17 protein-coding genes are annotated in these 26091 nt (G+C 74.9%); 4 read left to right on the plus strand and 13 right to left on the minus strand.

What is annotated here, in order from left to right:
* From ABZ937_RS34610 to ABZ937_RS34630, 5 genes are all read right to left on the minus strand, one after another.
* Positions 1 to 4455: beta-ketoacyl synthase N-terminal-like domain-containing protein (locus ABZ937_RS34610; RefSeq protein WP_361697798.1), on the minus strand; the 4455-nt coding region annotated here is incomplete at its 3' end.
* 437 nt (positions 4456 to 4892) lie between these two features.
* Positions 4893 to 6086, minus strand: coding sequence for a cytochrome P450 (locus ABZ937_RS34615; protein WP_361697800.1), 1194 nt, complete (start codon positions 6084 to 6086; stop codon positions 4893 to 4895).
* A 61-nt stretch (positions 6087 to 6147) separates the two neighbouring features.
* A complete protein-coding gene (locus ABZ937_RS34620; protein ID WP_361697802.1) occupies positions 6148 to 6783 on the minus strand; it encodes an NAD(P)H-dependent oxidoreductase in 636 nt (211 codons plus the stop codon).
* Positions 6784 to 7009: 226 nt separating this feature from the next.
* Positions 7010 to 8224, minus strand: a complete 1215-nt coding sequence (locus tag ABZ937_RS34625; RefSeq protein WP_361697804.1) for a LuxR C-terminal-related transcriptional regulator — start codon at positions 8222 to 8224, stop codon at positions 7010 to 7012.
* An 860-nt stretch (positions 8225 to 9084) separates the two neighbouring features.
* Positions 9085 to 9888, minus strand: a complete 804-nt coding sequence (locus ABZ937_RS34630; protein WP_361697806.1) for a LytTR family DNA-binding domain-containing protein — start codon at positions 9886 to 9888, stop codon at positions 9085 to 9087.
* 143 nt (positions 9889 to 10031) lie between these two features.
* On the opposite strand from ABZ937_RS34630, the gene ABZ937_RS34635 reads away from it, so the two are divergent.
* Positions 10032 to 11093 (plus strand): NUDIX domain-containing protein, encoded by a 1062-nt coding sequence (locus ABZ937_RS34635; RefSeq protein ID WP_361697808.1) that lies wholly within the window; start codon positions 10032 to 10034, stop codon positions 11091 to 11093.
* Between the two features lie 7 nt (positions 11094 to 11100).
* Here the strand turns inward: ABZ937_RS34635 and ABZ937_RS34640 are convergent, their stop codons facing one another.
* The 4 genes from ABZ937_RS34640 to ABZ937_RS34655 are packed head-to-tail and all read right to left on the minus strand — an operon-like array spanning position 11101 to position 17110.
* A complete protein-coding gene (locus tag ABZ937_RS34640; RefSeq protein ID WP_361697810.1) occupies positions 11101 to 13473 on the minus strand; it encodes a glycosyl hydrolase family 65 protein in 2373 nt (790 codons plus the stop codon).
* Entirely contained in the window at positions 13470 to 15560 is a 2091-nt protein-coding gene (locus tag ABZ937_RS34645) for a xanthine dehydrogenase family protein molybdopterin-binding subunit (protein ID WP_361697813.1), read from the minus strand. The genes ABZ937_RS34640 and ABZ937_RS34645 overlap by 4 nt, the downstream gene beginning before the upstream one ends.
* A gap of 18 nt (positions 15561 to 15578) precedes the next feature.
* Complete coding sequence (locus tag ABZ937_RS34650) at positions 15579 to 16574, minus strand: xanthine dehydrogenase family protein subunit M (RefSeq protein WP_361697815.1); 996 nt, start codon at positions 16572 to 16574, stop codon at positions 15579 to 15581.
* On the minus strand, positions 16571 to 17110 hold the full coding sequence (locus ABZ937_RS34655; RefSeq protein ID WP_361697817.1) for a 2Fe-2S iron-sulfur cluster-binding protein: 540 nt from the start codon (positions 17108 to 17110) through the stop codon (positions 16571 to 16573). Before ABZ937_RS34655 ends, ABZ937_RS34650 begins: the two co-directional genes overlap by 4 nt.
* A 161-nt stretch (positions 17111 to 17271) precedes the next feature.
* Here ABZ937_RS34655 and ABZ937_RS34660 point away from each other — a divergent pair, with 161 nt between their 5' ends.
* Positions 17272 to 17580, plus strand: coding sequence for a hypothetical protein (locus tag ABZ937_RS34660; protein ID WP_361697819.1), 309 nt, complete (start codon positions 17272 to 17274; stop codon positions 17578 to 17580).
* Between the two features lie 136 nt (positions 17581 to 17716).
* On the opposite strand, the gene ABZ937_RS34665 is transcribed toward ABZ937_RS34660, so the two are convergent.
* Complete coding sequence (locus tag ABZ937_RS34665; RefSeq protein ID WP_361697953.1) at positions 17717 to 19609, minus strand: ABC transporter ATP-binding protein; 1893 nt, start codon at positions 19607 to 19609, stop codon at positions 17717 to 17719.
* A gap of 165 nt (positions 19610 to 19774) precedes the next feature.
* Here ABZ937_RS34665 and ABZ937_RS34670 point away from each other — a divergent pair, with 165 nt between their 5' ends.
* The gene (locus ABZ937_RS34670; RefSeq protein WP_361697821.1) at positions 19775 to 20749 is read left to right on the plus strand and encodes a lysylphosphatidylglycerol synthase transmembrane domain-containing protein; all 975 of its coding nucleotides are present in this window, start codon (positions 19775 to 19777) and stop codon (positions 20747 to 20749) included.
* Between the two features lie 46 nt (positions 20750 to 20795).
* A complete protein-coding gene (locus tag ABZ937_RS34675) occupies positions 20796 to 21560 on the plus strand; it encodes a crotonase/enoyl-CoA hydratase family protein (RefSeq protein WP_361697822.1) in 765 nt (254 codons plus the stop codon).
* A 251-nt stretch (positions 21561 to 21811) separates the two neighbouring features.
* Here the strand turns inward: ABZ937_RS34675 and ABZ937_RS34680 are convergent, their stop codons facing one another.
* Genes ABZ937_RS34680 through ABZ937_RS34690 form a run of 3 tightly spaced genes read right to left on the minus strand, consistent with a single transcriptional unit; the run spans position 21812 to position 25874 of the window.
* Positions 21812 to 23044 carry an FAD-dependent oxidoreductase gene (locus ABZ937_RS34680; protein WP_361697824.1) on the minus strand — a complete coding sequence of 411 codons (1233 nt, stop codon included), beginning with the start codon at positions 23042 to 23044 and terminating at the stop codon, positions 21812 to 21814.
* A complete protein-coding gene (locus tag ABZ937_RS34685; protein ID WP_361697826.1) occupies positions 23041 to 24447 on the minus strand; it encodes an FAD-dependent oxidoreductase in 1407 nt (468 codons plus the stop codon). The genes ABZ937_RS34680 and ABZ937_RS34685 overlap by 4 nt, the downstream gene beginning before the upstream one ends.
* Complete coding sequence (locus ABZ937_RS34690; RefSeq protein WP_361697828.1) at positions 24444 to 25874, minus strand: FGGY family carbohydrate kinase; 1431 nt, start codon at positions 25872 to 25874, stop codon at positions 24444 to 24446. Before ABZ937_RS34690 ends, ABZ937_RS34685 begins: the two co-directional genes overlap by 4 nt.
* Between the last annotated feature and the right edge of the window lie 217 nt (positions 25875 to 26091).

Raw genomic sequence — 26091 nt, forward strand, 5'->3', positions numbered from 1 at the left:
ATCCGTGTCCCCGGCGAACGCCGCCAGCCGCTCCGCCTGACCGGCCAGCGAACCCTCCGACACGGCCGACACCACCACCGGCACCACACCGTCATACGACGCACGGGCGGCGGCCGGCTCCTCCGGCACCTGCTCCAGGATCACGTGCGCGTTGGTGCCGCTCACGCCGAAGGAGGAGACGCCGGCCCGGCGCGGACGTCCGGCCGTCTCCGGCCACACGCGGGACTCCGTGAGCAGTTCGACCGCGCCGGCCGACCAGTCGACCTGGGACGAGGGGGCGTCGACGTGCAGCGTGGCGGGCAGCACGCCGTGCCGCATCGCCTGGACCATCTTGATCACGCCGGCGACACCGGCCGCGGCCTGCGTGTGCCCGATGTTGGACTTCAACGAGCCCAGCCACAGCGGCCGTTCACGGTCCTGGCCGTAGGTGGCGAGGAGCGCCTGGGCCTCGATCGGGTCGCCGAGGGTGGTTCCGGTGCCGTGGCCCTCCACCGCGTCCACGTCCGCGGTGGTCAGCCCGGCGTCGGCCAGTGCTCGGCGGATCACCCGCTGCTGGGAGGGACCGCTCGGGGCCGTGAGGCCGTTGGAGGCGCCGTCCTGGTTGATCGCGCTGCCGCGCAGCACCGCCAGCACCCGGTGGCCGTTGCGCCGGGCCTCCGACAGGCGCTCCAGGACGAGGACGCCGGCGCCCTCGGCCCAGCCGGTGCCGTCGGCGGCGTCCGCGTACGACTTGCAGCGGCCGTCGGCGGCCAGCGCCCGCTGCCGGGAGAACTCCACGAAGGTGCCCGGGGTGGCCATGACGGTCGCGCCGCCGGCCAGGGCCATGGCGCACTCCCCGCGCCGCAGGGCCTGCGCGGCCAGGTGCATGGCGACCAGGGAGGAGGAGCAGGCGGTGTCCACGCTCACCGCGGGACCTTCGAGGCCGTACACGTAGGCGATCCGGCCGGAAGCCACGCTGGACGCGGTTCCGGTGGTCACGAAGCCTTCGAGTTCGGCGGGGAGTTCGCCGCCGGAGCCGTACTGCTGGCCCATGACTCCGGCGAACACGCCGACGTCCGTGCCCTTCAGCGACAGCGGGTCGATATCGGCCCGCTCCAGCGCCTCCCAGGACGTTTCGAGGAGCAGGCGCTGCTGCGGGTCCATCGCCAGCGCCTCGCGCGGCGAGATGCCGAAGAAGCCCGCGTCGAACCCGCCGGCGTCGGTCAGGAAGCCGCCCTGGTCGACGTAGGACGTGCCGGCCTTGTCCGGATCGGCGTCGAAGAGCCGGTCGAGGTCCCAGCCCCGGTCGGCCGGGAAGGCGGAGACGGCGTCGCGGCCCGCGGCCAGCAACTGCCATAGCTCGTCGGGGGTGTTGATGCCGCCGGGCAGCCGGCAGGCCATGCCGACGATGGCGATCGGCTCCTGCGGATCCGCGCCCGCGACCGTCCGCTCCGGCGTCACCGAGGTGTCGTCCAGTCCGAGGATCGCGGTGCGCAGGTGGGCCGCCAGTTCCCGGGGGGTCGGGTGGTCGAAGGTCACGGTGGTGGGCAGTCGTAGCCCGGTGTGCTCGGTCAGCCGGTCGCGCAGGGCGACGACGGCCACCGAGGTCAGGCCCAGGTCTCGGAAGGCGCGGTCGGCCGGGAGGGGGCCCGTGTCGGGGCCGTGGAGGACGGCGGCGGCCTGCTCCCCGACCAGCCGTTCGAGGAGGGCACGCTGGGCTCGCGGGTCCAGGCCGGTCAGGCGGGCGCGCAGGGCGACGGTGACGGTCTCGTCGGCGCGGACCTGCCGGGCCGGCGGCTCGGCCAGGGCGCGGAGGAGTGCGGGGACCGCCCGGGACGGGCCGGGCGCGAGGAGGGCGGGGGCCCGTCCGGCCAGGAGCACGTCGAACGCGGCGAGCAGGTCGGCGAGTTGGGCCGCACCGTCCTCAGCGGCCCAGACGAGGCTGGCTGCCGGGCCCCGCAGCCGGCGGGCGTGCGCGACCGCCTCGGTGAGGGCGCCGCGCACCGCCCGGTCCGGGTCGCCGGGGGCGCCCAGGGTCGCGGAGCCGTCGGTGACGGCAACGAACTCGCCGGCGTCGCCGATGAGTTCGGCCAGGGTCCGGGCCAGGTCGGGGTCGTCGGCGGTGTGCACCGCCAGGCTCACCGGGTGGGCGTCCGCCAGGGCCTCGCGCAGGCCGGTCGCGTCGGCGGCGACGCTGCGCGTGTCGGTGCCGGCGGGCCAGGCGTCCGGGTCGGTGCGGTCGGCCGTACCGGGGGCGTGGACGAGCAGCAGGCGCGGGGCCCGGTGCACGCCGGCGAGATGGTGGGCGAGCGCGGCACCGGCGGGCGTGTCCGTGCCGGTGACGACGACGGTTCCGGGCCGGTCGAGGCCGGCGGCGGGACGCGGCCGGCCGTCCACGGGGGTGCGCAGCAGCCGGGGCACCAGCAACTCACCGTCGCGCACGACGATTTGGGGCTCACCCGAGGCGGTTGCGGCCAGCAGTGTCTCTGCGTCCGGAGCCTCGGTGTCGATGTCGATGACGGTCACCGTCCGGTGCCCGTCCGCCTGGAGCGACCGTACGGCGGCCCACAGGGCGCCGCCGGCGGGGTCCGGCGCGGTGTCACCGACGGGCGTGGCCTCCCGGGTGAGGACCACCAGGGGTTCGGGGGCGCCCTCGCCGGTCATGTGCTCGATGAGGAGGCGGGCTTGGGCCAGGGGGCCGGCGGAGGCGGCCGGCGGCAGCAGGAACGTCAGGCCGGGAGCCGTGTCCGCCGCGGACGCCAGGTCCGGGTGGAGTTCCGCGTGCACCCCCGCCGCGCGCAGTGCCGCCACGAGTCCGGAGGTGTCCTCGCCGACCACGGCGCACGCGACCGGACGTGCGCCGTCGCCGGTGCCGGCCGGTGCCGGCACCCACGCGGGGCTCAGCAGCGCGTCGTGGTGGCCGTCGGCCGTGTGGCGCGGCCAGTACGGCTGGGCGGCGAGCAGCCGGCGGACGATCTTCCCGGAGGCGGTGCGCGGGATGCCGGACACCTCGTGGATCCGCTCGGGGATCTTGTAGGCGGAGAGCCGGGCGCGGCAGTGGTCGAGCAGGGCGGGCAGGTCGAGGCCGTCGGGTCCGGGGACCACCCAGGCGACGGGCACCTCGCCGAGGGTGTCGTGGGCGGCTCCGGCGACCCCCGCGTCGGCGACCGAGGGGGCGGTGCGCAGGACGGCCTCGACCTCGTCGGGGTGGATGTTCTCGCCGCCCCGGATGATCAGGTCCTTGAGCCGGCCGCAGACGGTGAAGTAGCCGGCCGCGTCCCGGCGGGCCAGGTCGCCGGTGCGGAACCAGCCGTCGCGCAGGGCGGCCCGGGTCGCCTCGGGGCTGTTGTGGTAGCCGACCATGACGTTGGGTCCGCTGACCCAGACCTCGCCCTCCTGTCCCGTGGGCACGTCCTCTCCGGTGTCGGGGTCGACGACGCGGACGTCGACGCCCGGCACGGGCAGCCCGCAGGAGCCCTCGACACGGGCCCCGTCCGGCGGGTTCATGGTGATCGCGCCGCAGGTCTCGGTGGAGCCGTACGCGTCGACCAGCGGGACGCCGAAGGTGTCCTCGAAGGAGCGGCGCAGCTCGGAGCCGGTGACGGCGCCGCCGACGAGCCCCATGCGCAGGTCGGGCAGGGCGAGGCCGGTGCGGCGGGCGGTGGCGACGAGGTGGTGGTAGGTGGTGGGGACGCCGGCGAGGAAGGTGGCCCGCTCCGAGCGGAGCAGGTCCAGGACGTCGTCGGCGGAAGCGCCGTCCGTGATGCGGGCGGTGGCCCCGACGGAGGTCACGGACAGCACGCAGGCGATGTGGGACAGGCTGTGGAAGAGCGGCAGCGGCCACACCACCCGGTCGTCCTGGCGCAGGTCCGGGATGGGGACGTAGCTGGCGGCGACCGACCACAGGCAGTTGCGCTGCGTGGAGAGCACGCCCTTGGGGCGCCCGGTGGTGCCGGACGTGTAGAACATCCAGGCCACCTCGTCCAGGCCGAGGTCGTCGGGGGCGGGCGTGCCGGGCTCGGTGACCGCGAGGTCGTCGTAGGCGTGGGCGCCGGGCGGGACGGCGGTGGTGCCGGCCACCAGGACGGTGGCGTCCGGGGCGGTGGACGAGACCATCGGCAGAAACGTCACTGCACCGCTTGCCCCGGCGAGCACGAACCGCGCGCCGCTGTCGGCGAGGAGGTACTCCAGCTCGGCGGGCGCGGACCGCGGGTTCACCGGCACGCCGATGCCTCCGGCGCGCACGACCGCGAGGTACCCCTCCACCATGGCGACGGAGTTGCCGAGGCAGAGCGCCACCCGGTCGCCGCGGCGCAGCCCGAGCCGGACGAGATGCCCGGCGAGCCGGCGGGTGCGGGCCTCCAGCTCCGCATAGGTGACCGCGCGCCGGTCGTCGGCGAAGGCGACCTTCTCCGGGATGCGGCGGGCGTGCTCGTGCAGCGTGACCGCAAGCGGTGTGACCAGGTCGGGACGCACGCCTCGGACTCCTTCCACAGGGCGGCAGCGGGTACCGGGAGCAGCGGGTCGGGGGCGGAGACCGGACGCGGCGCGGGCGGCTGTACGACAGTGGACAGCCGGCCGTCGTCCGGAACGACGGGAGCAGACATCCCTCCGCCGCGGTGGTGCGCGCGGCGGTCAGGCGCCCGGAAGGGGCGGGGCGGCCGGTCCCCCGCCGCCGGGGCGGGCGGGGTCCCGTGCCGTTCCCACCGCCACGGACGGCCGGGAGGGGCCGGTCCGGGGCGGCCGGAGGGGGCGGTCACGGCCACCCGTGCGCCGTCGCGCGGGTGGCCGCCGTACCGCCGGACGGGGTCGGAGGGCGGGCGTACTGCAGGGGACCGGGCGAGCTGCCGGGCTCACCCGGAGGCCGGGCGGCCCGCCGGGCGGCCCGGAGGCTCACCCGGAGGCCGGAGGGCTCACCAGGAGACGGGGAGGCTCTTCAGGCCGAAGACGGAGCCGCGGGTGCGCAGCGGGACCTCCTCGGCCGGGGTGGCCGCCGTCAGGTCGGGGAAGGCCTGCAGCAACGCGCGCAGGCCGGTGCGGAGTTCCAGGCGGGCCAGGTTCTGGCCGACGCACTGGTGGATGCCGTGGCCGAACGCCAGGTGCCCGGCGGTGTCACGGTCGAGATCGAGGTGCGCGGGGCAGCCGTACTTCGCCGGGTCGCGGTTGGCGGCCGGCAGGGACACCGTGACGGTCTCCCCCTTCTTCACCAGCCGGCCGTCCAGCTCGACGTCCTCCAGCGCGGTCCGGAAGATCTCGTACTGGTTGACCGTGACATAGCGGAGGATCTCCTCCACCGCCGCGTCGACCTTGGACAGGTCGGCGCGCAGGGCGGCGAGTTGCTCGGGGTGGTGCAGCAGCGCCATGACGCCGACGGTGAGAGCGCTCTCGGTGGTCTCGTAACCCGCGAACAGCAACAGGGCCACGATGTTGCCGAGTTCCTCGTCGGTCAGCTCGCCGGCGGCCAGGAGCCGGCTGATGATGTCGTCACCGGGCTGCTTGCGCTTGCGCTCGATGGTCTCCCCGATGAGCGCGCCGACCTGCTGGAAGACCGCCATCGACTCCTCGGCGTCACCGTCGGGGTCGTGGGTGATGGCGGGCGCGTCGGCGTACCGCTCCTTCTCCTCGTACGGCAGGCCGACCAGGTCGGACAGGACGCGCAGGACGAGCGGCTTGGCGAAGGTGGTGAGCAGGTCGGCGGGCGCGCCGTGCTCGCGCATCGCCTCGATCTGCTCGGCGGTCACCGCTTCGACGTGCGGGGCGAGTTCGGCGATGCGCCGGACGGTGAACTCCCGCGCCAGCATGCGGCGGAACCGGGTGTGGTCCGGCGGGTCCATGTGGATGAACATGCCGGGCATGGCCGGGAACTGCGGTACGGGCGCGCCGTACTTGGTGACGGGGAAGTGCCCGATCTCCAGGCTGTGGCTGAACCGGGGGTCGCTGAGGACCTCCCGGACGAGCTGGTGGCTCGTGGCGATCCAGCCGATGTGACCGTCGGGGTAAGCCATCCGCGCGAGCGGGCGTTCCTCCCGGAGCTTGTCGAAGATCGCGGGAGGGTCGAAGTGATGGGTACGTGACCAGACATCTTCAAAGGAGAGCATCTCGCTCATGAAGCACCTTCCCCACAGTGTGTGCGAACGTACCGGCCCGCGAAAATGGTGGTGCCGAAGGTCAGAGGGCCAGCTTCCGCAGGGTCTCCCGGGCGTCCGCGAGGGACTTCTCACCGAGCGGCTTCAGCTGCTCCATGGCGGGCACGATGGCCGCGAAGGTCAGTTCGGCGTGGACGAACCTCAGGTTGTCGGCGAGGCCGATGGCGCTCAGCACGGCCCGCAGGTACGGCTCCTGGTAGTCCCAGCCCTCGCGCGGGGTACCGGGGGCGTAGGAGCCGCCGCGCGCGGTGACGACGATGACGCTCTTGCCGCTCAGCGCGCCGGACTCGGCGCCCGGGGGCAGCATGTGCGCCGGGCTGACCAGCCGGTCGATCCAGGCCTTGATGGACGACGGGATCGTGTAGTTGTACATCGGGACGCCGAGCACGATCGTGGTCGCCTCGCGGACCTCGGAGACGAGCGCCTCGGTGCGGGCCTGCTCCTCGGGGCCGACCCCGTGCAGGTCGCCGGTCGGGTCGAAGAGCCACTCCCGCACCTCGTGCGTGATGTGCGGGACGGGCTCGGCGCCGAGGTCGCGGTAGGTGTAGCCGGCGTCGGGGTGGTGCTGCCGCCACTGCGTGGCGAACTCGGCGGTGAGCTGCCGCGTCACGGACTCGCCGGAGCGGATGCTCGCGTCGATGTGCAGAAGATGGGTCATGACATGACTCCTGGCAATCGGTGAAGCTGTTCCGGCCACCCGCCCGGTCCCTTCCGGCCGGCGCTCGCCGACGGGGCGGCACATCGCGGTGAGGAGCGGTGTTTCCCTCGATGGAGGCTACGGCGGGGGACCGTCGCGGCGGCATCCCTCAGGTTGGTAGGGCGCGGGTGGTGGTGCGGGCGCGGGGGCCGTCACCTGCGACGACGGCTCCCGCGCGCGCCGGCGGCTACACGGCCTGCCGGGCCACGACGGGGCGGTCCAGGAAGTCGGGCCCGGACTCGCGCGGGTGGCCGCCGCGTTCCTCCACCAGGATCCGGTTCCAGGAACGGGCCAGTTCGACGCGGGAGGTCACGTCGAGCTTGCGGAAGATCTTCTTCAGGTGGAACGCCACCGTGTGCGGGGAGATGTAGAGCTGGCTGCCGACCCGCCCGTTGGTGAGGCCCTGGCTGACCAGCTCGGCCACCGCGAACTCGGTGTCGGTGAGCCGGCTGACCCGGGTTCGGCTGCGCGCCGGACGGCCCCCGTGGTCGTCGAGTTCGCGGAGCCGGCTCTGGACCCGGGACAGGTCCCGGGACGAGCCCGCCGCCAGGTAGGCGTCGGCGGCGCGGCGGAGCAGGTCGACGGCCCGGTCGCGCTCCGGTGCCCGCGCGGCGCGCAGCCGGCTCGCGTCCTCCAGGGCGGACGCGCGGGCCCAGGGGTCCAGGTGCCGCTCGGCCGCGGCCTCCAGGACGTCCGCGTTGCGCTCGTACAGGCCCATGGCATGCTCGGCCGCCGCCTGGACGCTGCGGAAACCGCGGTTCTCCAGGGCGAGCTGGCTCATCGCGCGGACGGTGCTCTCGGCGAGGGACTCGTCGCCGAGGCGCTGCCCGGCCCGGACCAGCCAGGAGGCCGCCGCCGGCTGGGAGACCAGCAGGTCGCGGGTGAGCACGTCGTCGTGGAGGATGCCCTTGAGCAGGTGCGCCACGCTCTCCATGCCGTCGCGCGCCTCCAGGGCCTGGGCGGCGGCCCAGACGCACTGCCCCGGCATGAGGTTCTCCTGACCGAGCAGTGCCGCGTCGCGCAGCCGGTTCGCGTACAGCAGGCCGGTCGTCAGGTCCAGGGAGCGCACCGAGCACACGGCCAGGACCACGTGCCCCCGCGGGGGGAGTCCCCGGTTCCCGGCCTGGCCGGCCAGCCGGAGTCCGGCTTCGGCCGCCGCCGTCGCCTCGGTGAGCTTGCCCTCGGCGAGGTGGATCTCCGCTTCGCACAGCAGCAGCGCCGCCTGCACCTCGGTGCGGTGGGGTCCGTTCGGGGCGGTCGGCTCGCCGGCGAGGAGCCGTGCGGCCGGCCGTAGGCCACGGACGCGCGTCAGCAGCGTCGCGTACCAGATGCGCGCCTCCGGCGTGGCACGGCCGGCCCGTTCCCCCTGGGCCGGTTCGGTCGCGGCGGCGGCTAACTCCATGCTTTTGCCGAGCCGCCCGTCGAGCCAGAACAGCGCGGACTGTGCAATAGAACGGCCTGGCTCGGCGGACGATTCCAGAAGAGTTTGCTCGGATATGACTGAATATCGCGGGGGCACTACAACCTCTGACTTGTAATCGGGTGGCGTTCTGAACTCGTGGGGTGTCGCTCGGACCCGTTGACCGTTTGTTCCGGACCATGTGTACGCAGCGCCTCGCCTCCCCCGTGGCGCACGCGATCCGGCCGTTTCCGGCCGGTGGGGGCGCCCTGCGCAGCACGTTTTCGTGGCTCACAGCTTGCGCGTCAGCGCCCGGTCCGCCTCGTTCCGTGGGGGAACGGTCTGGGAATCCCGCCTTGCCGAGGCAGTCGCCGCCTGGCACAAACCGGCTTGATGAAGGACATCAGGTAACCCCCCTGGCCTGTGACCCAGTTGTCCGTGTTGTCTACACGTAGGGTGAAACGCAGTCGCGCACGAACGTCACAAGGCTGGCGAGAATTCACTTCTCGCCACCTACTTCATCGATCCCTTCGTACAACCATACGTATTCATTCGGTGAAGTACCACGAATCGCTGTGACGCTCCCGTTAACGCTCCTCGACGCTTAGCCGGAGAACGCCGGGCCGCGGCCACCGCTCACCATTCCCCCACACAAGTCCCACCCCGGTCCGCGCGGCAAGGCGGCTCGCCGCCGCGCATGTCCCGGGGACTAGCCCTGCCCTTCCCGGCGCCTTCGTGAACGTGAGCAATGCCACGGCGGCCGGGCGCTGTTCCTCAGTCGGATGCACGTCGACGTTCGGCCACCGTGGCCGAACAGCCATGGCATGCGGCGGCCGGGAACCGGCCTCGGTGCCCTGCGCGGCTCAGCGCGTCCGGCCCGCCGCACGTCCGGCCAGCAGATCGCGTAGCTCCCGGGCGTTGCGCCGGCTCACCGCGAGCACCCGGTCGCCGATCCGGACGGTCACATTCCCGCCGTCCAGGCGGAGTTCCTCGATCCGGCCGAGGGCGACGAGACGGCTGCGGTGGATCCGCACGAAGCCGCGCGAACGCCACTGCTCCTCCAGGGTGGACAGCGGGATCCGCACGAGATGGCTGCCCCGGCCGGTGTGCAGGCGCGCGTAGTCGCCCTGCGCCTCGACATGGGTGATGTCGGCGAGGGGCACGAACCGGGTCACCCCGCCCAGCTCGACGGGCACCTGGTCACCGGCGTCCGGGGCCGCGGGCGCCGGCGGGGCGGCCGGCCGGGGGCCCTGCCCGGCCCGGACCAGCTCCGCGACCCGCCGTACGGCCTCGGCGAAGCGCTCCTCGCGCAGCGGCTTGAGCAGATAGTCCACGGCCTTGAGGTCGAAGGCGCGCACGGCGAAGTCCTCGTGCGCGGTGACGAAGACGACCAGCGGCGGGGCGGCGAACCCGCCCAGCAGCCGGGCCAGTTCGAGACCGCTGAGGCCGGGCATGCCGACGTCGAGGAAGACGACGTCGAAGCCCTCCGGCCCGTCCGGGCCCTCCGCCATGGCCCGGCTCAGCCGGCGCAGCGCCTCGGTGGCCTCCGGCGCGGACACGACCGTACCGACCCGCGGGTCCTGCCCCAGCAGGTACCGCAGCTCGTCGAGCGCGGGTTCCTCGTCGTCCACGGCCAGGACGCGCAAGGGCACGTCGGTCACCCTCATGTCCGGCAGCTCCTCTCGTCCTCGGCCGCCCTCCCATGGTGGTACTCCCGGCCACCGCCGTCGAGATCGCGGACGCCGGTGTGTCCCGGCCGTGACCCGGCGATGATCTCCTTGTCCGCATCGACCGGCACAAAGGAGGCCCGGTGGCACGTCGAAGGCCCGAGGAGTGGGACGCGCACTACGCGAGCGGGGGCCGGTTCCGGTCCCTCGGCCCCGCCGAACGCCGGCTGCTCGCCGAACACGTCCCGGCGCCGGCCGGCGGGCGCTGTCTGGACGTCGGCTGCGGACTCGGCGAACTCGCCCGCCACCTGGCCGGGTCCGGGTACCAGGTGGACGCCGTCGACTTCTCCGCCGTGGCGCTCGCCGAGGCCCGGCGCGCCGACGCGGCGGGCGGTACCGGGGGTACGGGGGTGACGTACCGGCGGCTGGACATCGAGCACGACAGCCTCGACCGGCTGCCGCACGCCGCGTACGACCTGATCGTCTCCCGGCTCGGCTGGGCGTTCGTCCACGACCGCACCCGGGTGCTCGGCCGGCTGCGGGAGCGGCTGCGTCCCGGCGGCGCGCTCTGCGTGATCACCCCGGTCGCGGACGCCGTACCGGAGCACAAGCGGGGTGTGGCCCTGGACGAGGAGGAGATCGGGCTGCTGTGCGCGGGCTGGGAGTCCGCCGAGCGGTACGACGCCGACGGGCTGGCCCTGCTCGTGCTGCGCGGCCCCGTCGCCGTCCCGCTCGTCTGCGCCGGCAAGGGGCGGCCCGCCCCGCACGCCCTGACCGGTGCCGGGGTCGTCGTCACGGACCCGGCGGGGCGGGTACTGCTGGGCTGGTCGGTGCGGGGCGTGTGGGAGCTGCCCGGCGGCAAGAACGACCCGGGCGAGGACTTCGCCGCCGCGGCCGTGCGCGAGCTGGAGGAGGAGACGTCCCTGAAGGCCGACCCGGCGGGCGCGCGGGTGCGGGCCGTCCTGATGGACTCGGTGCACGGCGTCCCGCGGGTGACGGCCGCCGTCCAGGTCACCGCGGTCACCGGCGAACCCGTGGTCACCGAGCCGCAGTTGATCCGCCGCTGGGAGTGGCACGAGGTCGCCGGTCTGCCCGGCCTCGCCCAGCCGCTGTTCACGCCGAGCGCGCATGTCCTGGACACGGTGTGGCCCGGGCTGCTGCCGGGTCTGCCACCGGTGCACCGGTACCCGGTCGCCGGGGGCTGAGGCTGCCTCAGTCGGGCAGCACCAGCCGGGCCGTCTCCCCCGGCCCCACCGGCACCTCGCGGTCGCGCAGGCGCAGGTCGATGGGTGAGCTGTGGGAGGGCGGTACGGCGATCTCCAGCAGGCCGCTGCGCAGACGCAGCTGGACGCCCCAGTGGCCGTGGTAGCGGGCGGTGAAGCCGTAGGAGGACAGCTCGGGCAGCGGGACCGGGTCGAGGTACAGGGCGCCGCCCCGGGTCTCCAGGCCTGTCAGCCCGCGCTGGACGAGGTCGAGCGTGCCGGCCATCGCGCCGAGGTGGATGCCCTCGCCGGTGGTGCCGCCCTGCAGGTCGGCGATGTCGCCGCGCAGCGCCTCCTGGACGAAGCTCCAGGCGTCCGCGCGGCGGGCGCGGGTCAGGATCCAGCCGTGGACCAGGCCGCTGAGTGTGGAGCCGTGGCTGGTGCGGTGCAGATAGTGGTCCACGGTCGCGGACCAGATGTGCTCGTCCAGCCGGTAGCCCAACTGCTGGAACAGGGAGTGCAGTTCGGGCAGGGAGAAGAGGTAGCCCAGCATGAGGACGTCGGCCTGTTTGGACGCCCTGTAGCGGTTGACGGTGTCGCCCTCCGCCTCCAGGATCCGGTCCAGGCGCCGGATGTCGTCGTACCGCTTGCGGTAGTCGGCCCAGTCCAGCTCGGCGAGGTCGCCGTAGCCGTCGAACTGGCTGATCACCCCGTCGTGGAAGGGGATGCGCAGCCGGCGGGAGACCTCCTCCCAGCGGGCGGGCTCGTCCTCGGCGAGGCCGAGGTGCTCGGTGAGTTCGCTGCGGCGCGGCGCGGGCAGGTCGCTCAGCAGCTCCAGGGTGCGGGTGAGCACCCAGGCGGCGGTGACGTTGGTGTACGCGTTGTCGTCGAGACCGGGATGGTCCGCTCCGGGGTAGGCGTCGTGGTACTCGTCGGGGCCCATCACGCCCCGGACGCGGTAGCGGCCGAGGTGGTCGTCCCAGGTCGCCGAGTCCGCCCAGAAGCGGGCGATCTGCAGGAGCATCTCGGCGCCCTCGCCGTGCCGGAAGTCGGTGTCGCCGGTCGCCTCGCAGTACTGCCAGACGTTGTACGCGACGGCCGAGCCGACGTGGTGCTGGAGCCGGGAATGGTCCGGCAGCCAGCGGCCGGAGCGCGGGTTGAGGTGCAGCTGCTGGGTCTCCTCGCGGCCGTCGCTGCCGCTCTGCCACGGGTAGAGCGCGCCGTGCCGGCCGAGCTCGCCGGCCGCGTGGCAGGCCGCGTCGAGCCGGCGGTGGCGGTAGTGGAGCAGGGCGCGGGACACCTCGGGGAGGTGGAGGTTGAGGTAGGGCAGGACGAAGAGTTCGTCCCAGAAGACATGGCCCCGGTAGGACTCGCCGTGCAGGCCGCGGGCGGGGACGCCGACGTCCAGGTCGGCGGTGTGCGGTGAGAGGGTCTGCAGGACGTGGAACAGGTGCAGGCGCAGGATGCTGCCCGCCTCGCCGGGCACGTCGAGCGCGGTGCGCCGCCACAGCTGCTCCCAGGCCGCGTGGTGCGACTCCTGGAGTTCGTCGAAGCCGGGCGCGTCATGGACCCGGTCCACGGCCGCGCGCAGCGGGTCGCTGATGGCCGGGTCGTGGGAGGTGTGCAGGGCCACGGTCTTGTCGACGGTGACGGTCCGCCCGGGCGGCAGGCTCAGGCGCAGGTGCTGTACGGCGCGGTGGGCCTCGTTCGCGTGCGTGACCGGCGCCTCGGCGGTGAGCCGGCCGGCCAGTCCGAAGCTGATGTCGGAGGTGCGGGTGCGGCAGCGCAGCCAGACCGTGCCGGGTGCGGAGGTGCCGACGTAGATGTGGGTGAGGTGGCGGCCGTCCAGGTCCCGGTAGCGGGCGACACCGGAGTTGGTGACGCTCCCGTCGAGCGCGGCCTCGACGTCCAGGTCGAGGGTACGGCCCTCGGCGGTGAACTCGGTGCGCAGGGCGGCGAGATGGGGGTCGGCCAGGTGGACGAGGCGCAGCTGCCGGACGAGGAGGGTGCCGTCGCCGGTTCCGTACCGGGTGCGGCGCTCCAGCAGGCCGGGATCGAGGTGGAGCATCTGGTGGTGCTCGGTGACGGGCGCGATGTCGGGGGTGAGCCAGTTCCCGCCCGCGGACCGGAAGCGCAGCGGCAGCCAGTTGGGCAGGTTGACCATGTCCTCGTTCTCGACCCGGCGCCCGGCGACCTCGGAGGTGAGCCGGTTGTAGCAGCCGGCCGCGTAGGTGCCCGGGTAGTGGACGTCGTCCGCGATGCACTCGGGCAGCGCGCCGCGGGTGGCGAAGTAGCCGTTGCCGAGGGTGCACAGGGTCTCCCGCAGTCGCTCCTCGGCGGGCCGGTAGCCGTCGTACTCCCAGGTGGGTCCGGTCACCGTCACCCCTCGGACAGCAGGCCGGCGAGGATCCGGTCGGGGGTGAGGGGGAGTTCGCGGAAGCGGATGCCGGTGGCGTGGTGGACGGCGTTGCCGAGGGCGGCGGCGGTGCCGACGATGCCGATCTCGCCGATGCCCTTGCTGCCCATGGGGTTGAGGTGGGGGTCGTCCTCGTCGATCCAGTCGGCCTCGATGTCGGGGACGTCGGCGTGCGCGGGCACGTGGTAGGAGGCCAGGTCGGCCTCGGGGAAGTCGCCGAACGCCGGGTCCAGGGTGCTGCCCTCGGTGAGGGCCATGCCGAGGCCCATGACCATGCCGCCGGTGAACTGGGAGCGTGCGGTGCGGGGGTTGAGGATCCGGCCGGCGGCGAACACGCCGAGCAGCCGGCGGACCCGGATCTCGCCGGTGACGGTGTCGACGGCGACCTCGGCGAAGTGGGCGCCGAACGCGTGCCGGGCGTAGGGGCTGTCGGCGTCGGCCCGGCCGGCGGTGTCGGCGCGGGTCTCGATCCCCTCGGGAGGCAGCGGGTCGCCGAGCCGTGCGGCCAGCTCGGTGCACGCCTCGTGCACGGCCCAGCCCCAGGAGGCGGTGCCCATGGAGCCGCCGGCCAGCCATGCCGGGGGCAGGTCGGTGTGCCCGATCTCGGCGCGGACCCGGTCCAGCGGCACGCCGAGGGCGTCGGCCGCGATCTGGGCGAGGACGGTACGGGCGCCGGTGCCGATGTCGGTCGCGTTGGTCCGGACGACGAAGGTGCCGTCGGGCAGGGCCCGGGCGGTCGCGGCGGAGGGGATGGCCGCGGTGGGGTAGGTGGCCGCGGCGACCCCGGTGCCGAGGAGCAGCGGGCCCTCGCGGCGGATGCCGGGGCGCGGGTCGCGGCCGTCCCAGCCGAAGCGGCGGGCGCCCTCGCGCAGGCACTCAACGAGGTGCCGGCTGCTGAACGGCTTGCCGCTGCCCGGTTCCCGGTCGGGTTCGTTGCGCAGGCGCACCTCGACGGGGTCCATGCCGAGCGCGTCGGCGAGTTCGTCCAGGGCCGACTCCAGGGCGTACATGCCGGGCGCCTCGCCGGGGGCGCGCATCCAGGAGGGGCTGGGCACGTCCAGCCGGACCACGCGGTGGGTGCTGAGCAGCGCGGGCGTCGCGTACATGACCCGCGAGGGGACGGCGGCCTGCTCCACGAACTCCCGCACCCGGGAGGTGTGGGTGGTCACCTCGTGCAGGAGCGCGGTGAGCCGGCCGTCCGCGCTCGCGCCGAGGCGCAGCCGGTGCAGGGTGGGGGCGCGGTGGCCGACGACGGCCGGCAGGTACCGGCGCGGGTAGGCCAGGGTGACGGGCCGGCCGGTGCGCCGGGCGGCCATGGCGGCGAGGACGACGTCGGGGCGCGGGGTGCCCTTGCAGCCGAAGCCGCCGCCGACGTGCTCGGAGACGACGGTGACCTGGTCCTCCGCGATCTCGAACAGCTGCGCGAGCACGGAGCGGACGGTTCCACCGCCCTGGCTGGAGGTGTACACGGTGAGCCGGTCGCCGTCCCAGTGGGCGGTGCTGGCGTGCGGCTCCATGGGGTGGTTGTGCAGCGGCGGTACCCGGTAGGTGGCGTCGACGCGGACCTCGGCGGACGCGAAGGCCGCCGCCGGGTCGCCCTGCTCGACGCGGCCCGGGTAGCCGGCGTTGGTCTCCTGGGGTTCGTAGGCGTCCGGGTGGTCCTCGGTGAGGCCGGTGTCGTACGCCGCGGTGCCGTACGTGATCCGGACCGCGCGGGCGGCGGCGCGGGCGGTCTCCGGCGTGTCGGCGACGGCCAGGGCCACGCACCAGCCGCGGTGCGGCACCTCCGGGTTCTGGAGCACGGCGAGCGTGCCGTCCTCGGGTTCGGCGAGCCGGGGCGCGTCGCCGGGGGTGAGGACGGCGAGGACCCCGGGCAGGGCGAGGGCGGCCGAGGTGTCGACGGCGGTGACCCGGCCTCGGGCGACCGCGGCGGGCACGGGCCAGGCGTGGGCGCGGCCGGGCAGGGCGTACTCGGCGGCGTACCGGGCGGTGCCGGTGACCTTCTGGCGCCCTTCCCGGCGCTCGGCGGGGGTGCCCAGGGCGGTGCCGGTCATGGGTCCTCCTGTGGCGGCTCAGGCCGCTGCGGGTGCCGGGGCGAGACGGTGCAGTACGTCCAGGGCGAGGTTGCGGGCCAGGGGCACCTTGTAGGCGTTGTCCCGCAGCGGCTCGGCGTGCGCGAGTTCGAGTGCCACGGCTCCTTCGAAGGCGGCGGGGGTGGCGGGGGCGCCCAGCAGGGCCAGCTCGGTGTGCCGGGCCCGCCAGGGGCGGTGGGCGAGCCCGCCGAAGGCGATGCCCACCTGGTCGACGACCCCGTCCGCGATCCGCAGGACGACGGCCACGGAGGCGAGGGCGAAGGCGTACGACGCCCGGTCCCGGGCCTTGCGGTAGGCGGACGGGACACCGGCCGTGGCGGCCGGGAGCAGCACCGCGGTGACCAGTTCGCCGGGGCGGATCCAGGTGTCCCGCTCCGGGTGCTCGCCGGGCAGCCGGTAGAAGTCGGCGACCGGCAGGCGCCGGGTGCCGTCGGTGCCGTACAGCTCGACCTGGGCGTCCAGGGCGGCCAGGGCCACGGCCATGTCGGACGGGTGGGTGGCGATGCAGTGCGGGGAGTGGCCGAGGACGGCGTGGTCGCGGTGGACGCCGTCCAGGGCGCCGCAGCCGCTGCCCGGCTCCCGTTTGTTGCAGGGTTTGTCCAGGTCCTGGAAGTAGGGGCAGCGGGTGCGCTGGAGCAGGTTGCCGCCGGTGGTGGCGGCGTTGCGCAGCTGGGCCGAGGCGCCCGCGAGAAGCGCCTGGGACAGGGCCGGCCAGCGGGTGCGCACGCGCGGGTCGGCGGCGAGGTCGCTGTTGCGGACGGTGGCGCCGACCCGCAGGGAGCCGTCGGGCAGGTCCTCGACGGTGTCCAGCGGCAGCCGGCCGATGTCGATGAGGAGGGTGGGCCGCTCCACGCCGAGTTTCAGCAGGTCGACCAGGTTGGTGCCGCCGGCCAGGTAGCGGGCGCCGGGGTGGGCGGCGTACGCCTCGACGGCCTCCTGGAGGCCGGCGGGCCTGAGGTATCCGAAGCCGTTCACTCGATCACGTCCTCGACCGCCTCGACGATGCGCGGGTAGGCGCCGCAGCGGCACAGGTTGCCGCTCATCCGCTCGCGGATCTCGGGCCGGTCCAGCCGGACGGGCCGGCCGGCGGGGGCCGCCGGGTCGGTGACGTGGGAGGGGTGCCCGGCGGCGGCCTCGGCGAGCATGCCCACGGCGGAGCAGAGCTGGCCGGGGGTGCAGTAGCCGCACTGGAAGGCGTCGCGGTCCAGGAAGGCCCGCTGGAGCGGGTGCGGCTCCTCGCCGTCGCCGCCGAGGCCCTCGACGGTGGTGACCTCGCTGCCGTCGAGGGTCACGGCGAGCAGCAGACAGCTGTTGACGCGGCGCCCGTCGACCAGCACGGTGCAGGCACCGCACTGGCCGTGGTCGCAGCCCTTCTTGGACCCGGTGAGGTCCAGGTCCTCACGCAGCAGGTCCAGCAGGACGCGCCGGTGGTCGACGCGCAGGGTGTGGGGTTTGCCATTGACCCGGAGGGTGACCTCGGAGTGCTGGTCGGGCCGGGATGCGCTGGTCATGTCGGGGATGGCCTTCCGGACGGACGGTGCTGCCCTGCAGACCGCGTATCCAGGTCACGCCGGGCCACACGTCCGGGGGGCCATCCCTTCGGTCATGGGTGGCGGGCCAGGTCGGCGACGTTGCTGCCGGAGTTCGACGGTCCTCCGGTGTTGTCGACCACGTGACCGATGGTGCCGAGGCCGCCCACGTCCTGTGGGCGGCGACCGGCGACACGGAGCACACGGTCCCGGCACTGGCCTCGGCCGTCCGGGGCCTGGCCGAGGGCCGCCCCCTGCCGGTCATGCTCCCGGCGGTACGGCACCTGGCGCGCATCGGCCCCGCCGCCCGGCCGGCCGCCGACCTGCTGCGCGCGGTACCGGCCCGCGACGAGCGCCTCCGCATCGCCGGCGGCCGGCGCGGCTTCGTCCGGGACGAGCACATCCGCGCGGCTGTCGCCGCACTCCTGACGACCTGCGACCGACCGGCCTGACACGGACACCGCCGCCCCGTCCGGGGCTGCGCCACCCGGCCCCGGGCGAGGCTTCCGACATACCGGGAGCGCCCACGGTCCCATCGGCCGGAACTGCCCCGAGGACACCCATCACCCAGGGCCCCCGCAGCCGCCCTCACCCCACCGCCGGCACCGGCCCCTCCCTCTCCTCGCCCCGCTGGGCGAACTGGGTCCGGTGCAGTTCGGCGTAGCGGCCGGACGCCGTCAGGAGTTCCTCGTGGGTGCCGCGCTCCACGATGCGGCCGGACTCCACGACCAGGATCTGGTCGGCGGCGCGGACCGTGGACAGGCGGTGGGCGATGACGACTGCCGTGCGGCCCTCCAGGGCCTCGGTGAGCGCCTCCTGGACGGCCGCCTCGGAGGTGTTGTCCAGGTGGGCGGTGGCCTCGTCCAGGATGACCACCCGCTGGCGGGCCAGCAGCAGCCGGGCGATGGTCACGCGCTGGCGTTCGCCGCCGGAGAGCCGGTAGCCGCGCTCGCCGACGACCGTGTCCAGGCCGTCGGGCAGGGACCGTACGACGTCGGCGAGGCGGGCGCGGCCGAGGACGTCCCACAGGTCGTCGTCGGTGGCGTCGGGGCGGGCCAGCAGCAGGTTGGCGCGGACGGTGTCGTGGAACAGGTGGCCGTCCTGGGTGACCATGCCCAGGGTGGCCCGCACGGAGGCGAAGGTGAGGTCGCGTACGTCCACCCCGCCGAGGCGGACCGCGCCCGCGTCGACGTCGTACAGGCGCGGCAGCAGCTGGGCGATGGTCGACTTGCCGGCGCCGGAGGAGCCGACCAGGGCGACCGTCTGGCCGGGTTCGGCGCGGAACGAGATGCCGTGCAGGACCTCGGAGCCGCCCCGGGTGTCGAGCGCGGCGACCTCCTCCAGGGAGGCGAGGGAGACCTGGTCGGCGGCGGGGTAGGCGAAGCGGACGTCGTCGAACTCGACGGCGACCGGGCCGTCGGGGACCTCCCGGGCGTCCGGCTTCTGCTCGATGAGCGGCTTGAGGTCGAGCACCTCGAAGACCCGCTCGAAGCTGACGATCGCGCTCATCACCTCGACCCGGGCCCCGGCGAGCGAGGTCAGCGGGGCGTACAGCCGGGTCAGCAGCAGGGCGAGGGAGACGACCGCGCCGGGCTCCAGGGTGCCGCGCAGCGCGAACCAGCCGCCGAGGCCGTAGACGAGGGCCAGGGCGAGGGCGGAGACCAGGGTGAGGGAGGTGATGAAGACGGACTGGGCGGTGGCCGTGCGGACGCCGATGTCCCGGACCCGGGCGGCCCGGGACGCGAACTCCGCCGACTCCTCCTCCGGGCGGCCGAACAGCTTGACCAGGGTGGCGCCGGGGGCGGAGAACCGCTCGGTCATCCGGGTGCCCATGGCCGCGTTCAGCGCCGCCGCCTCCCGCTGCATCCGGGCCATCCGGCTGCCCATGCGGCGGGCGGGCAGCACGAACACCGGCAGCAGCACCAGCGCGAGCAGGGTGATCTGCCAGGACAGGGTCAGCATCACCGCGAGTGTGAGCAGCAGGGTGACCAGGTTGCTGACGACGCCGGAGAGGGTGTTGGCGAAGGCACGCTGGGCGCCGATCACGTCGTTGTTGAGACGGCTGACCAGCGCGCCCGTACGCGTACGTGTGAAGAACGCGACAGGCATGCGCTGCACATGATCGAACACAGCCGTTCTGAGGTCGAGGATGAGTCCCTCCCCGAGCGTCGCCGACAGGCGCCGGCCGAGGATGCCAAGCCCCGCCTCCGTGACCGCGACGAGCGCGATGAGCAGGGAAAGTCGGACCACCCTGCCCGTGTCGTGCCCCGCCACGATCGCGTCGACGACGCGGCCGGCGAGCACGGGGGTCGCGACCGCGAGCAGCGCGGTCACCACCCCGAGCAGCACGAACCGGACGATGCCGGCGCGGTGTGGGCGGGCGAAGGCGGCGATGCGGCGCAGCGTGGCGCGGGCGAAGGGGCGGCGCTCCTGCTGCGCGGTCATCACGCTGTGCAGCTGCGTCCATGCGGTGGTCTCCATGCTCATGGGAGAGAACGTAGAACCTCAAGGTTCGTTGAGGTCAATGTCCGCGCGATTTCACCCGCACCGGCCCCCAGCCCGAAGGCCCCGATGACCCCACCCTGTAAGCCGCCGTCCGCGATTCCGCCACCCGCCGTTGGGGTGGTCCGGAAAACCTCTCCCGATGTGACTGCCGTCCCGCTTCCCCCGCCGCCCCGGGGACGAATCCCCCGTCGCGTCCCCGTCCGCCAGGTGCTGTGCCTGGTGCCGCTGGTCCTCGTCGCCGTGGTCGCCGTACAGAACCGTGCCCTGCTCGCCGAGGGCTTCGGCCAGCTGCGCACCGCGTCCTGGCCCTGGCTGCTGGCGGCGGCCGGCGCCACCTGTCTGACCTGGGTGGCCGCCGCGGTGACCCGGCAGGGTGCGGTGACGCAGCCGCTGCCGAAGGCGCGGCTGCTGGCCACCCAGTTCGCGGCGGCCTCGGCCAACCATCTGCTGCCCACCGGCCTGGGCGCGGGCGCGGTGAACCTGCGCTTCATGACCGTGTGCGGGGTGCCGCTCGCCCGCTCCTCGGCCGCGCTCGCGCTGTATCTGCTGGCCGAGTCCGTGGGCCGGCTCGGTCTGCTGACCGCGCTGCTGCTCGCCTTCCCCGGCGCGTTGCGGCTCGGCCCCCTGCTGCCGGACGGTTCGGCCCTCCCGCTGCTGCTGGGCGCGGCCGGCCTGCTGGTGGCGGCGGCGGCCGTCGTGGCCCTGGTCCGACCGCTGCGCACGCGCGTGTCCGCGTTTGCGCGGGACGCCCTGGGCGAGGCGCGGTCGGTGCACGCCCGGCCGGCCCGCGCCCTCGCCCTGTGGGGCGGCTCGCTGGCCTTCCCCGCGCTGCAGGCGGCCGGTCTCGCCTCGGTCGGCCAGGCACTCCACCTTCCGGTGCCGGTCGCGCACATGGCGCTCGCCTACCTCGCGGCGACCGTCGCGGTGGCTCTCGTGCCCACCCCGGGCGGCCTGGGTTCGGTCGAGGCCGCGCTGATCGTGGCCCTGGTCGCGGTGGGCGGCCCGGCCGCGGTGGCCACGGCGGTGGTGCTGGCGTACCGGATCATCACCGTGTGGGTGCCGCTGGTGCCGGGGGCGCTGACGCTGGGGGCACTGGTGCGGCTGAAGGTCATCTGAGGCACAGTGGGACCTTCGAGCCGCCCCTTGAGAAGGAGCACGCATCGTGCCGGTCCGCGTGGAACGCCAGGAGTACGTCACCACGGTCGTCCTGTCCCGGCCCGAGGCCCGTAACGCGGTGGACGGCCCGACGGCCGCCGAACTCGCCGCGGCCTTCCGGGAGTTCGAGGCGGACGACGATGCCCGGGTGGCGGTGCTGTGGGGCGAGGGCGGCACGTTCTGCGCGGGCGCGGATCTGAAGGCGATCGGCACGGAACGCGGCAACCGGGTGGCCGAGGACGGCGACGGGCCGATGGGGCCGACCCGGATGCGGCTGTCCAAGCCGGTGATCGCGGCGGTGGCCGGGCACGCGGTCGCGGGCGGCCTGGAACTCGCCCTGTGGTGCGATCTGCGGGTCGCCGAGGAGGACGCGGTGTTCGGGGTGTTCTGCCGCCGCTGGGGCGTGCCGCTGATCGACGGCGGCACGGTCCGGCTGCCCCGGCTGATCGGCACCGGCCGGGCCATGGACATGATTCTCACGGGCCGCCCGGTCCCGGCCCGCGAGGCGCACGCGATGGGGCTGGCCGACCGCGTGGTGCCGGCCGGCACCGCCCGCGCCGAGGCGGAGGCCCTCGCGGCGGCCATCGCCCGCTTCCCGCAGTCCTGCCTGCGCAGCGACCGCGCGTCGGTCCTGGACCAGGAGGGACAGGACGAGGAGACGGCCCTGCGCGACGAGCTCCGGTACGGCATGGGAGTGCTGGCGCAGAGCGCGGAGGGCGCGGCCCGCTTCGCCTCCGGCTCCGGGCGGCACGGCTCGTTCACGGACCTCTGAGCAGCGCCTCCGCGAGGCCCGCGCCGAACGCTCTGAGCCCGCCCGGTGCAGCACGCCGTGCGCCGCGCCTCCGGGGCAGACCGCGCAGCTCGTTCACCGCTCGGTCCAGCCGCCCCCTGCGCGGCGGCGCGACGCCGGGGCGAGGCCGCACCGCGCCCACGGCCCCTGGCCGCGCGGCGCCCTCACGGTCGGCCCCGAGCCGCCGCACCCTGCCCCTCCCCGCCCGGCGGCCCGGCGCGGGCACGGTCCGCTCACTCGGTGCTGACCCGTACCTCCCCGCCGCCGGGGTCGACGCGGTCGTGCCAGTGGGCCCGGAGGGTGAGGGTGCGGTCCGGCAGGGCGGTGCCCGGGCCCAGCCGTTCGCGGTGCAGGAGGCGGCCGTCCTGGCGGACGTACAGGACGGGGCGGGGCAGCGGGGTGCCGGTGCGCAGGAAGCAGCGGACGGGCGGGAACGCCGGGACGACACGGTTCGGGGCGATCCAGCGCAGCGGTGCCGCCACGGCGACCGGCACCCCCGCGTCCGGCCAGGGCGTGCCCGCCAGGAAGTCCAGGACCGCGCCGGCCGTCCGGGCTCCCTCGCGGGCCACGGTGCCGGCGGGCTCCACGGCGTGCAGGAGGTTGCCGGCGGCGAAGACTCCGGGGCGCGAGGTGTGCCCGGCGCCGCCGACGGCGGGTCCGCGGGTGCCGGGGTCCAGGGTGAGGCCGCCGCGCCGGGCCAGTTCGTGGTCGGGGACGAAGTCGCCGGTGAACACGACGGTGTCGCAGGGCAGTACGGCCGTACGGCCGTCCCGGTGGCGGACGCGGACACCGGACAGCCGCCCGTGGCCGAGGAGCTCGGTGACGGTGGTGTCGGTGAGCAGCGGGACGCGGTCGCGCAGGCGGGCCGCCTGGGCGCGGGCGCGGCCGGTCTGGGCGCGCGGGTGTTCCGTGACCTGGGCGACGACCTGGGCGCCGGCCGCGCGCAGGGTGTCGGCCGCCGCGTAGGAGACGTCCAGCGCGCCGGCCACGACCGCGCGGCTGCCGATGTGCTGTCCGAACAGGTGGACCGCCTGCTGGAGTTCGCCGGTGGTGTAGACGCCGGCGGGGCGGGTGCCCGGCACCAGCCGCGCGGCGCGCGGGCGTTCCCGGGCGCCGGTGGCGAGGACGACCGCCCGCGCCGCGATCGTCTCCGGCCCGCCGGGGCCGACCGCGGTGAGCACGGGTCCCGCCGACGCCCAGTCCAGCGCGGTCACCCCGGTCCGGAGGGTGGCACCGGCCCGCTCGGCGGCCTCGGTGAGGAGGCGGGCGTAGCCGGGGCCGGTGAGCGGGTGCGTCCAGGTGCCGAAGCCGCCGTGCGCGCAGTGCCGGGGCACGCCGCCGGGCTGTGTCTCCCGCTCCAGCACCTCCACGCGCCCGGCACCGGCGGCGGCCAGCCGCGCGGCGGCGGCGAGTCCGGCGGGACCGGCGCCGACGACGAGGACGTCCACGTGACGCGGGTTCGTCATGGCCTCGCCCCCCGCTCGAACAGCTCCCGTACCGCGGCGCCGCAGTAGAAGCCCTGGCAGCGGCCGGCCCGGGCGCGGGTACGGCGGCGCAGGCCCTCCAGGCTGCGGGGCGGGACGGTACTGGCGAGGGCGTCGCGGATCTCCCCGCGGGAGACGCGCTCGCAGTGGCAGACGAGGGTGCCGTACTCGGGGTCGGCGGCGATGAGATCGGCCCGCTGGCAGGGGCGCGGGAAGGCCTCGCCGAGGTGGGGCATGGTCACCGGCTCCGGTTCCGATGCCGGCCCCAGGTCGAGTCCGGCGTCGGCCAGCAGGCCGGTGACATGAGCGGCGATGGCCAGGGAGGCGGTCAGGCCGGTGGAGCGGATGCCGCCGACGGTGACGTACGCCTGCTCGGGATGCGCGGTGATGCGGTAGTCCTCGTGCCCGGTGGCCGCGCGCAGCCCGGCGTAGACGGCGGTGACCTCCTCGTCGAGCAGGGCGGGCAGGATGCGCCGGCCCTTGTCGCGCAGCGCGGCCTGCCCCTCGGCGGTGGATCCGGTGGCCCGCTTGTCGTGCAGGTCCTCGGCGGTGGGGCCGAGCAGGACGTTGCCGTGGACGGTGGGGGCGACCAGGACGCCCTTGCCGAGGGCGGTCGGCACGGGCAGCAGGATGTGCCGGACGAGGGGGCGGGCGAGCTTGTCGTAGACCAGGAGCTGGCCGCGGCGCGGGGTGACGGTGAAGTCCTCGTGGCCGAGGGCGCGGTCCAGGGTGTCGGCGTGCAGTCCGGCCGCGTTGACCAGGTGGCGGGCGTGCAGGGTGCCCCGGGTGGTGGTCAGCCGGTGTCCGTCCGCCGCCCGGGTCACGTCCCGCACGGCGGTGTTCAGGTGCAGGTCGGTTCCGGCGCGGACGGCCTGGGTGGCGTACGCCAGGGTCGTCGTCCAGGGGCAGATGATGCTCTCGCCGGGGACGTGCAGGGCGCCGAGCGCGCCGGGGCCGAGGTGCGGCTCGCGGGCGTACAGCTCGTCGGGGTTCAGCAGGGCGGTGTCGTGGCAGGCGTTGCGTTCGGCCTTCTCGGCCAGCCGGGGCAGGGCGGCGAGCTGCTCCTCGTCCCAGGCGACCAGCAGGGCGCCGATCCGTTCGACGGGGATGCCGGTCTCGGCGGCGTAGGCGCCGAGCCGCTGGTACCCCTCGCGGACCAGCCGGGCCTCCAGGGTGCCGGGGGTGGCGTCGAAACCGGTGTGCAGGATCGCGGTGTTGGCCTTGGAGGTGCCCTGGCCGACGTCGTCCTGGGCCTCCACCAGGGCGATCCGCAGCCGGGGGTGGCGGGCGAGTGCGCGGGCGATGGCGCAGCCGACCACGCCGGCGCCGACGATCGCCACGTCGTACGGCGCCGACGGCAGCGGACCGTCCGCGGTGACGGTCACGAGCCGAGGAGGGCGGCGACGGCGGTACGGAACCCGGCGCGGCGTTCGGCGGCCCGGTCGGCCGGGATACGGGGCTCGTACACGGCGGCGGGTTTCCAGTCGGGCAGGGCGCCCGCGACATCGAGCGCGGGGTCGGCGCCGAGGCGGGCGAGGGCGGCGGCGCCGAGCGCGGTGGCGTCGGGCAGCGCGGACACTTCGACGGGGCGCTGCAGCAGGTCGGCCTGCGTCTGCATGAGGAGTGCGGAGCGGGTGAGGCCGCCGTCGACGCGGAGCGTGTGCAGGGGTGCGCCCAGGTCGGTGGCGGCGGCCTCGGCGAGTTCGGCGACCTGGGCGGCGATGCCCTCGCACAGGGCGCGCACCAGATGACCGGCGGTGGTGTCCAGGCCGAGTCCGGTGAGGGAGCCGCGCAGGTCGCCGCGCCACCAGGGGGCGGCGAGTCCGGCGAGGGCCGGGACGAAGGTGACACCGCCGCTGTCGGGGACGGTGCCGCCGACCGGGTCGAGGTCGGCGGCGGAGGAGATGACGCCGAGGCCGGTGAGCCAGCGGACGGCGGAGGCGGCCGTGTAGACCTGGCCGTCCAGGCAGTAGCTGGTGTGTCCGGCCAGCCGCCAGGCGACACAGCTGACCAGACCGGAGTCGCCGCGCCGGGGGCGGTCGCCGGTGTGCGCGAGCAGGAACGCGCCGGTGCCGTAGGTGCACTTGGCGGCGCCGGGCCCGGTGACACGCTGGGCGAGCAGGGCGGCCTGCTGGTCGACGCTCAGTCCGGTGAGCGGGATCTCGGGGCCGAACACCGTGGTCGTGCCCACCGGCCCGGCCGCGTCGGTGACCTCGGGCAGGCGCTCGCCGGACAGGCCGTAGAGGTCCAGGGCGCGCGGGGACCACTCGGCGCGGTCCAGGTCGAGGAGCTGGGTGCGGCCGGCGGTGGCGGCGTCGGTGGCGTAGGCGCCGGTGAGGCGGTGGACCAGCCAGGCGTCGGAGGTGGTGACGACGCCCTCGCGGGTGAGGTGGCGGCGGATCCAGGCCATCTTGGGCGCGGCGAAGTAGGGATCGAGGGGCAGTCCGGTGAGCTGCCGCAGCTCCTCGGCGTGGTCGGCGAGTTCGGCGCAGACGGTCTCGGCCCGGCGGTCCTGCCACACCAGGGCGTCGGTGAGCGGGCGGCCGGTGGCCGGGTCCCAGGCGAGGACGGTCTCGCCCTGGTTGGCGAGGCCGAGCGCGACGACGTCCTCGCCGGCCTCGGCGAGCGCCTGCCGGCCGGCGTCGACCACCGAGTCGTACAGCTGCGCCGGGTCCACCTCGACCAGGCCGCCGGGCAGGTGACGGGGGCGCACCTCGGCGAATCCGGCGCCGAGGACGCCGCGTTCCGGGCAGACGACGAGCGCCTTGGTGCCGGACGTGCCCTGGTCGACGGCGAGCACCGGCCCCGTCATCGTGCGCCCTCCGCTCCGACCCAGAAGGTCACCGCTCCGGCCCTGAAGATCACCGCGCCAGCCTGCCGCCGCGCGGGGTCCGGAGTCAAGGTCTTCCGGCGCTCGGCCAACTGGCCTTAGGTAGTAGTTGACTTGGCAACAATGGTACGGCGCAACTCACGCCTCTATAGTGACCGCCGACCACACGAGACATCACCATCACCGCCCAGGGGAGGGC

It is taken from the genome of Streptomyces sp. NPDC046727, assembly GCF_040645635.1.
Taxonomy (GTDB): Bacteria; Actinomycetota; Actinomycetes; order Streptomycetales; family Streptomycetaceae; genus Streptomyces.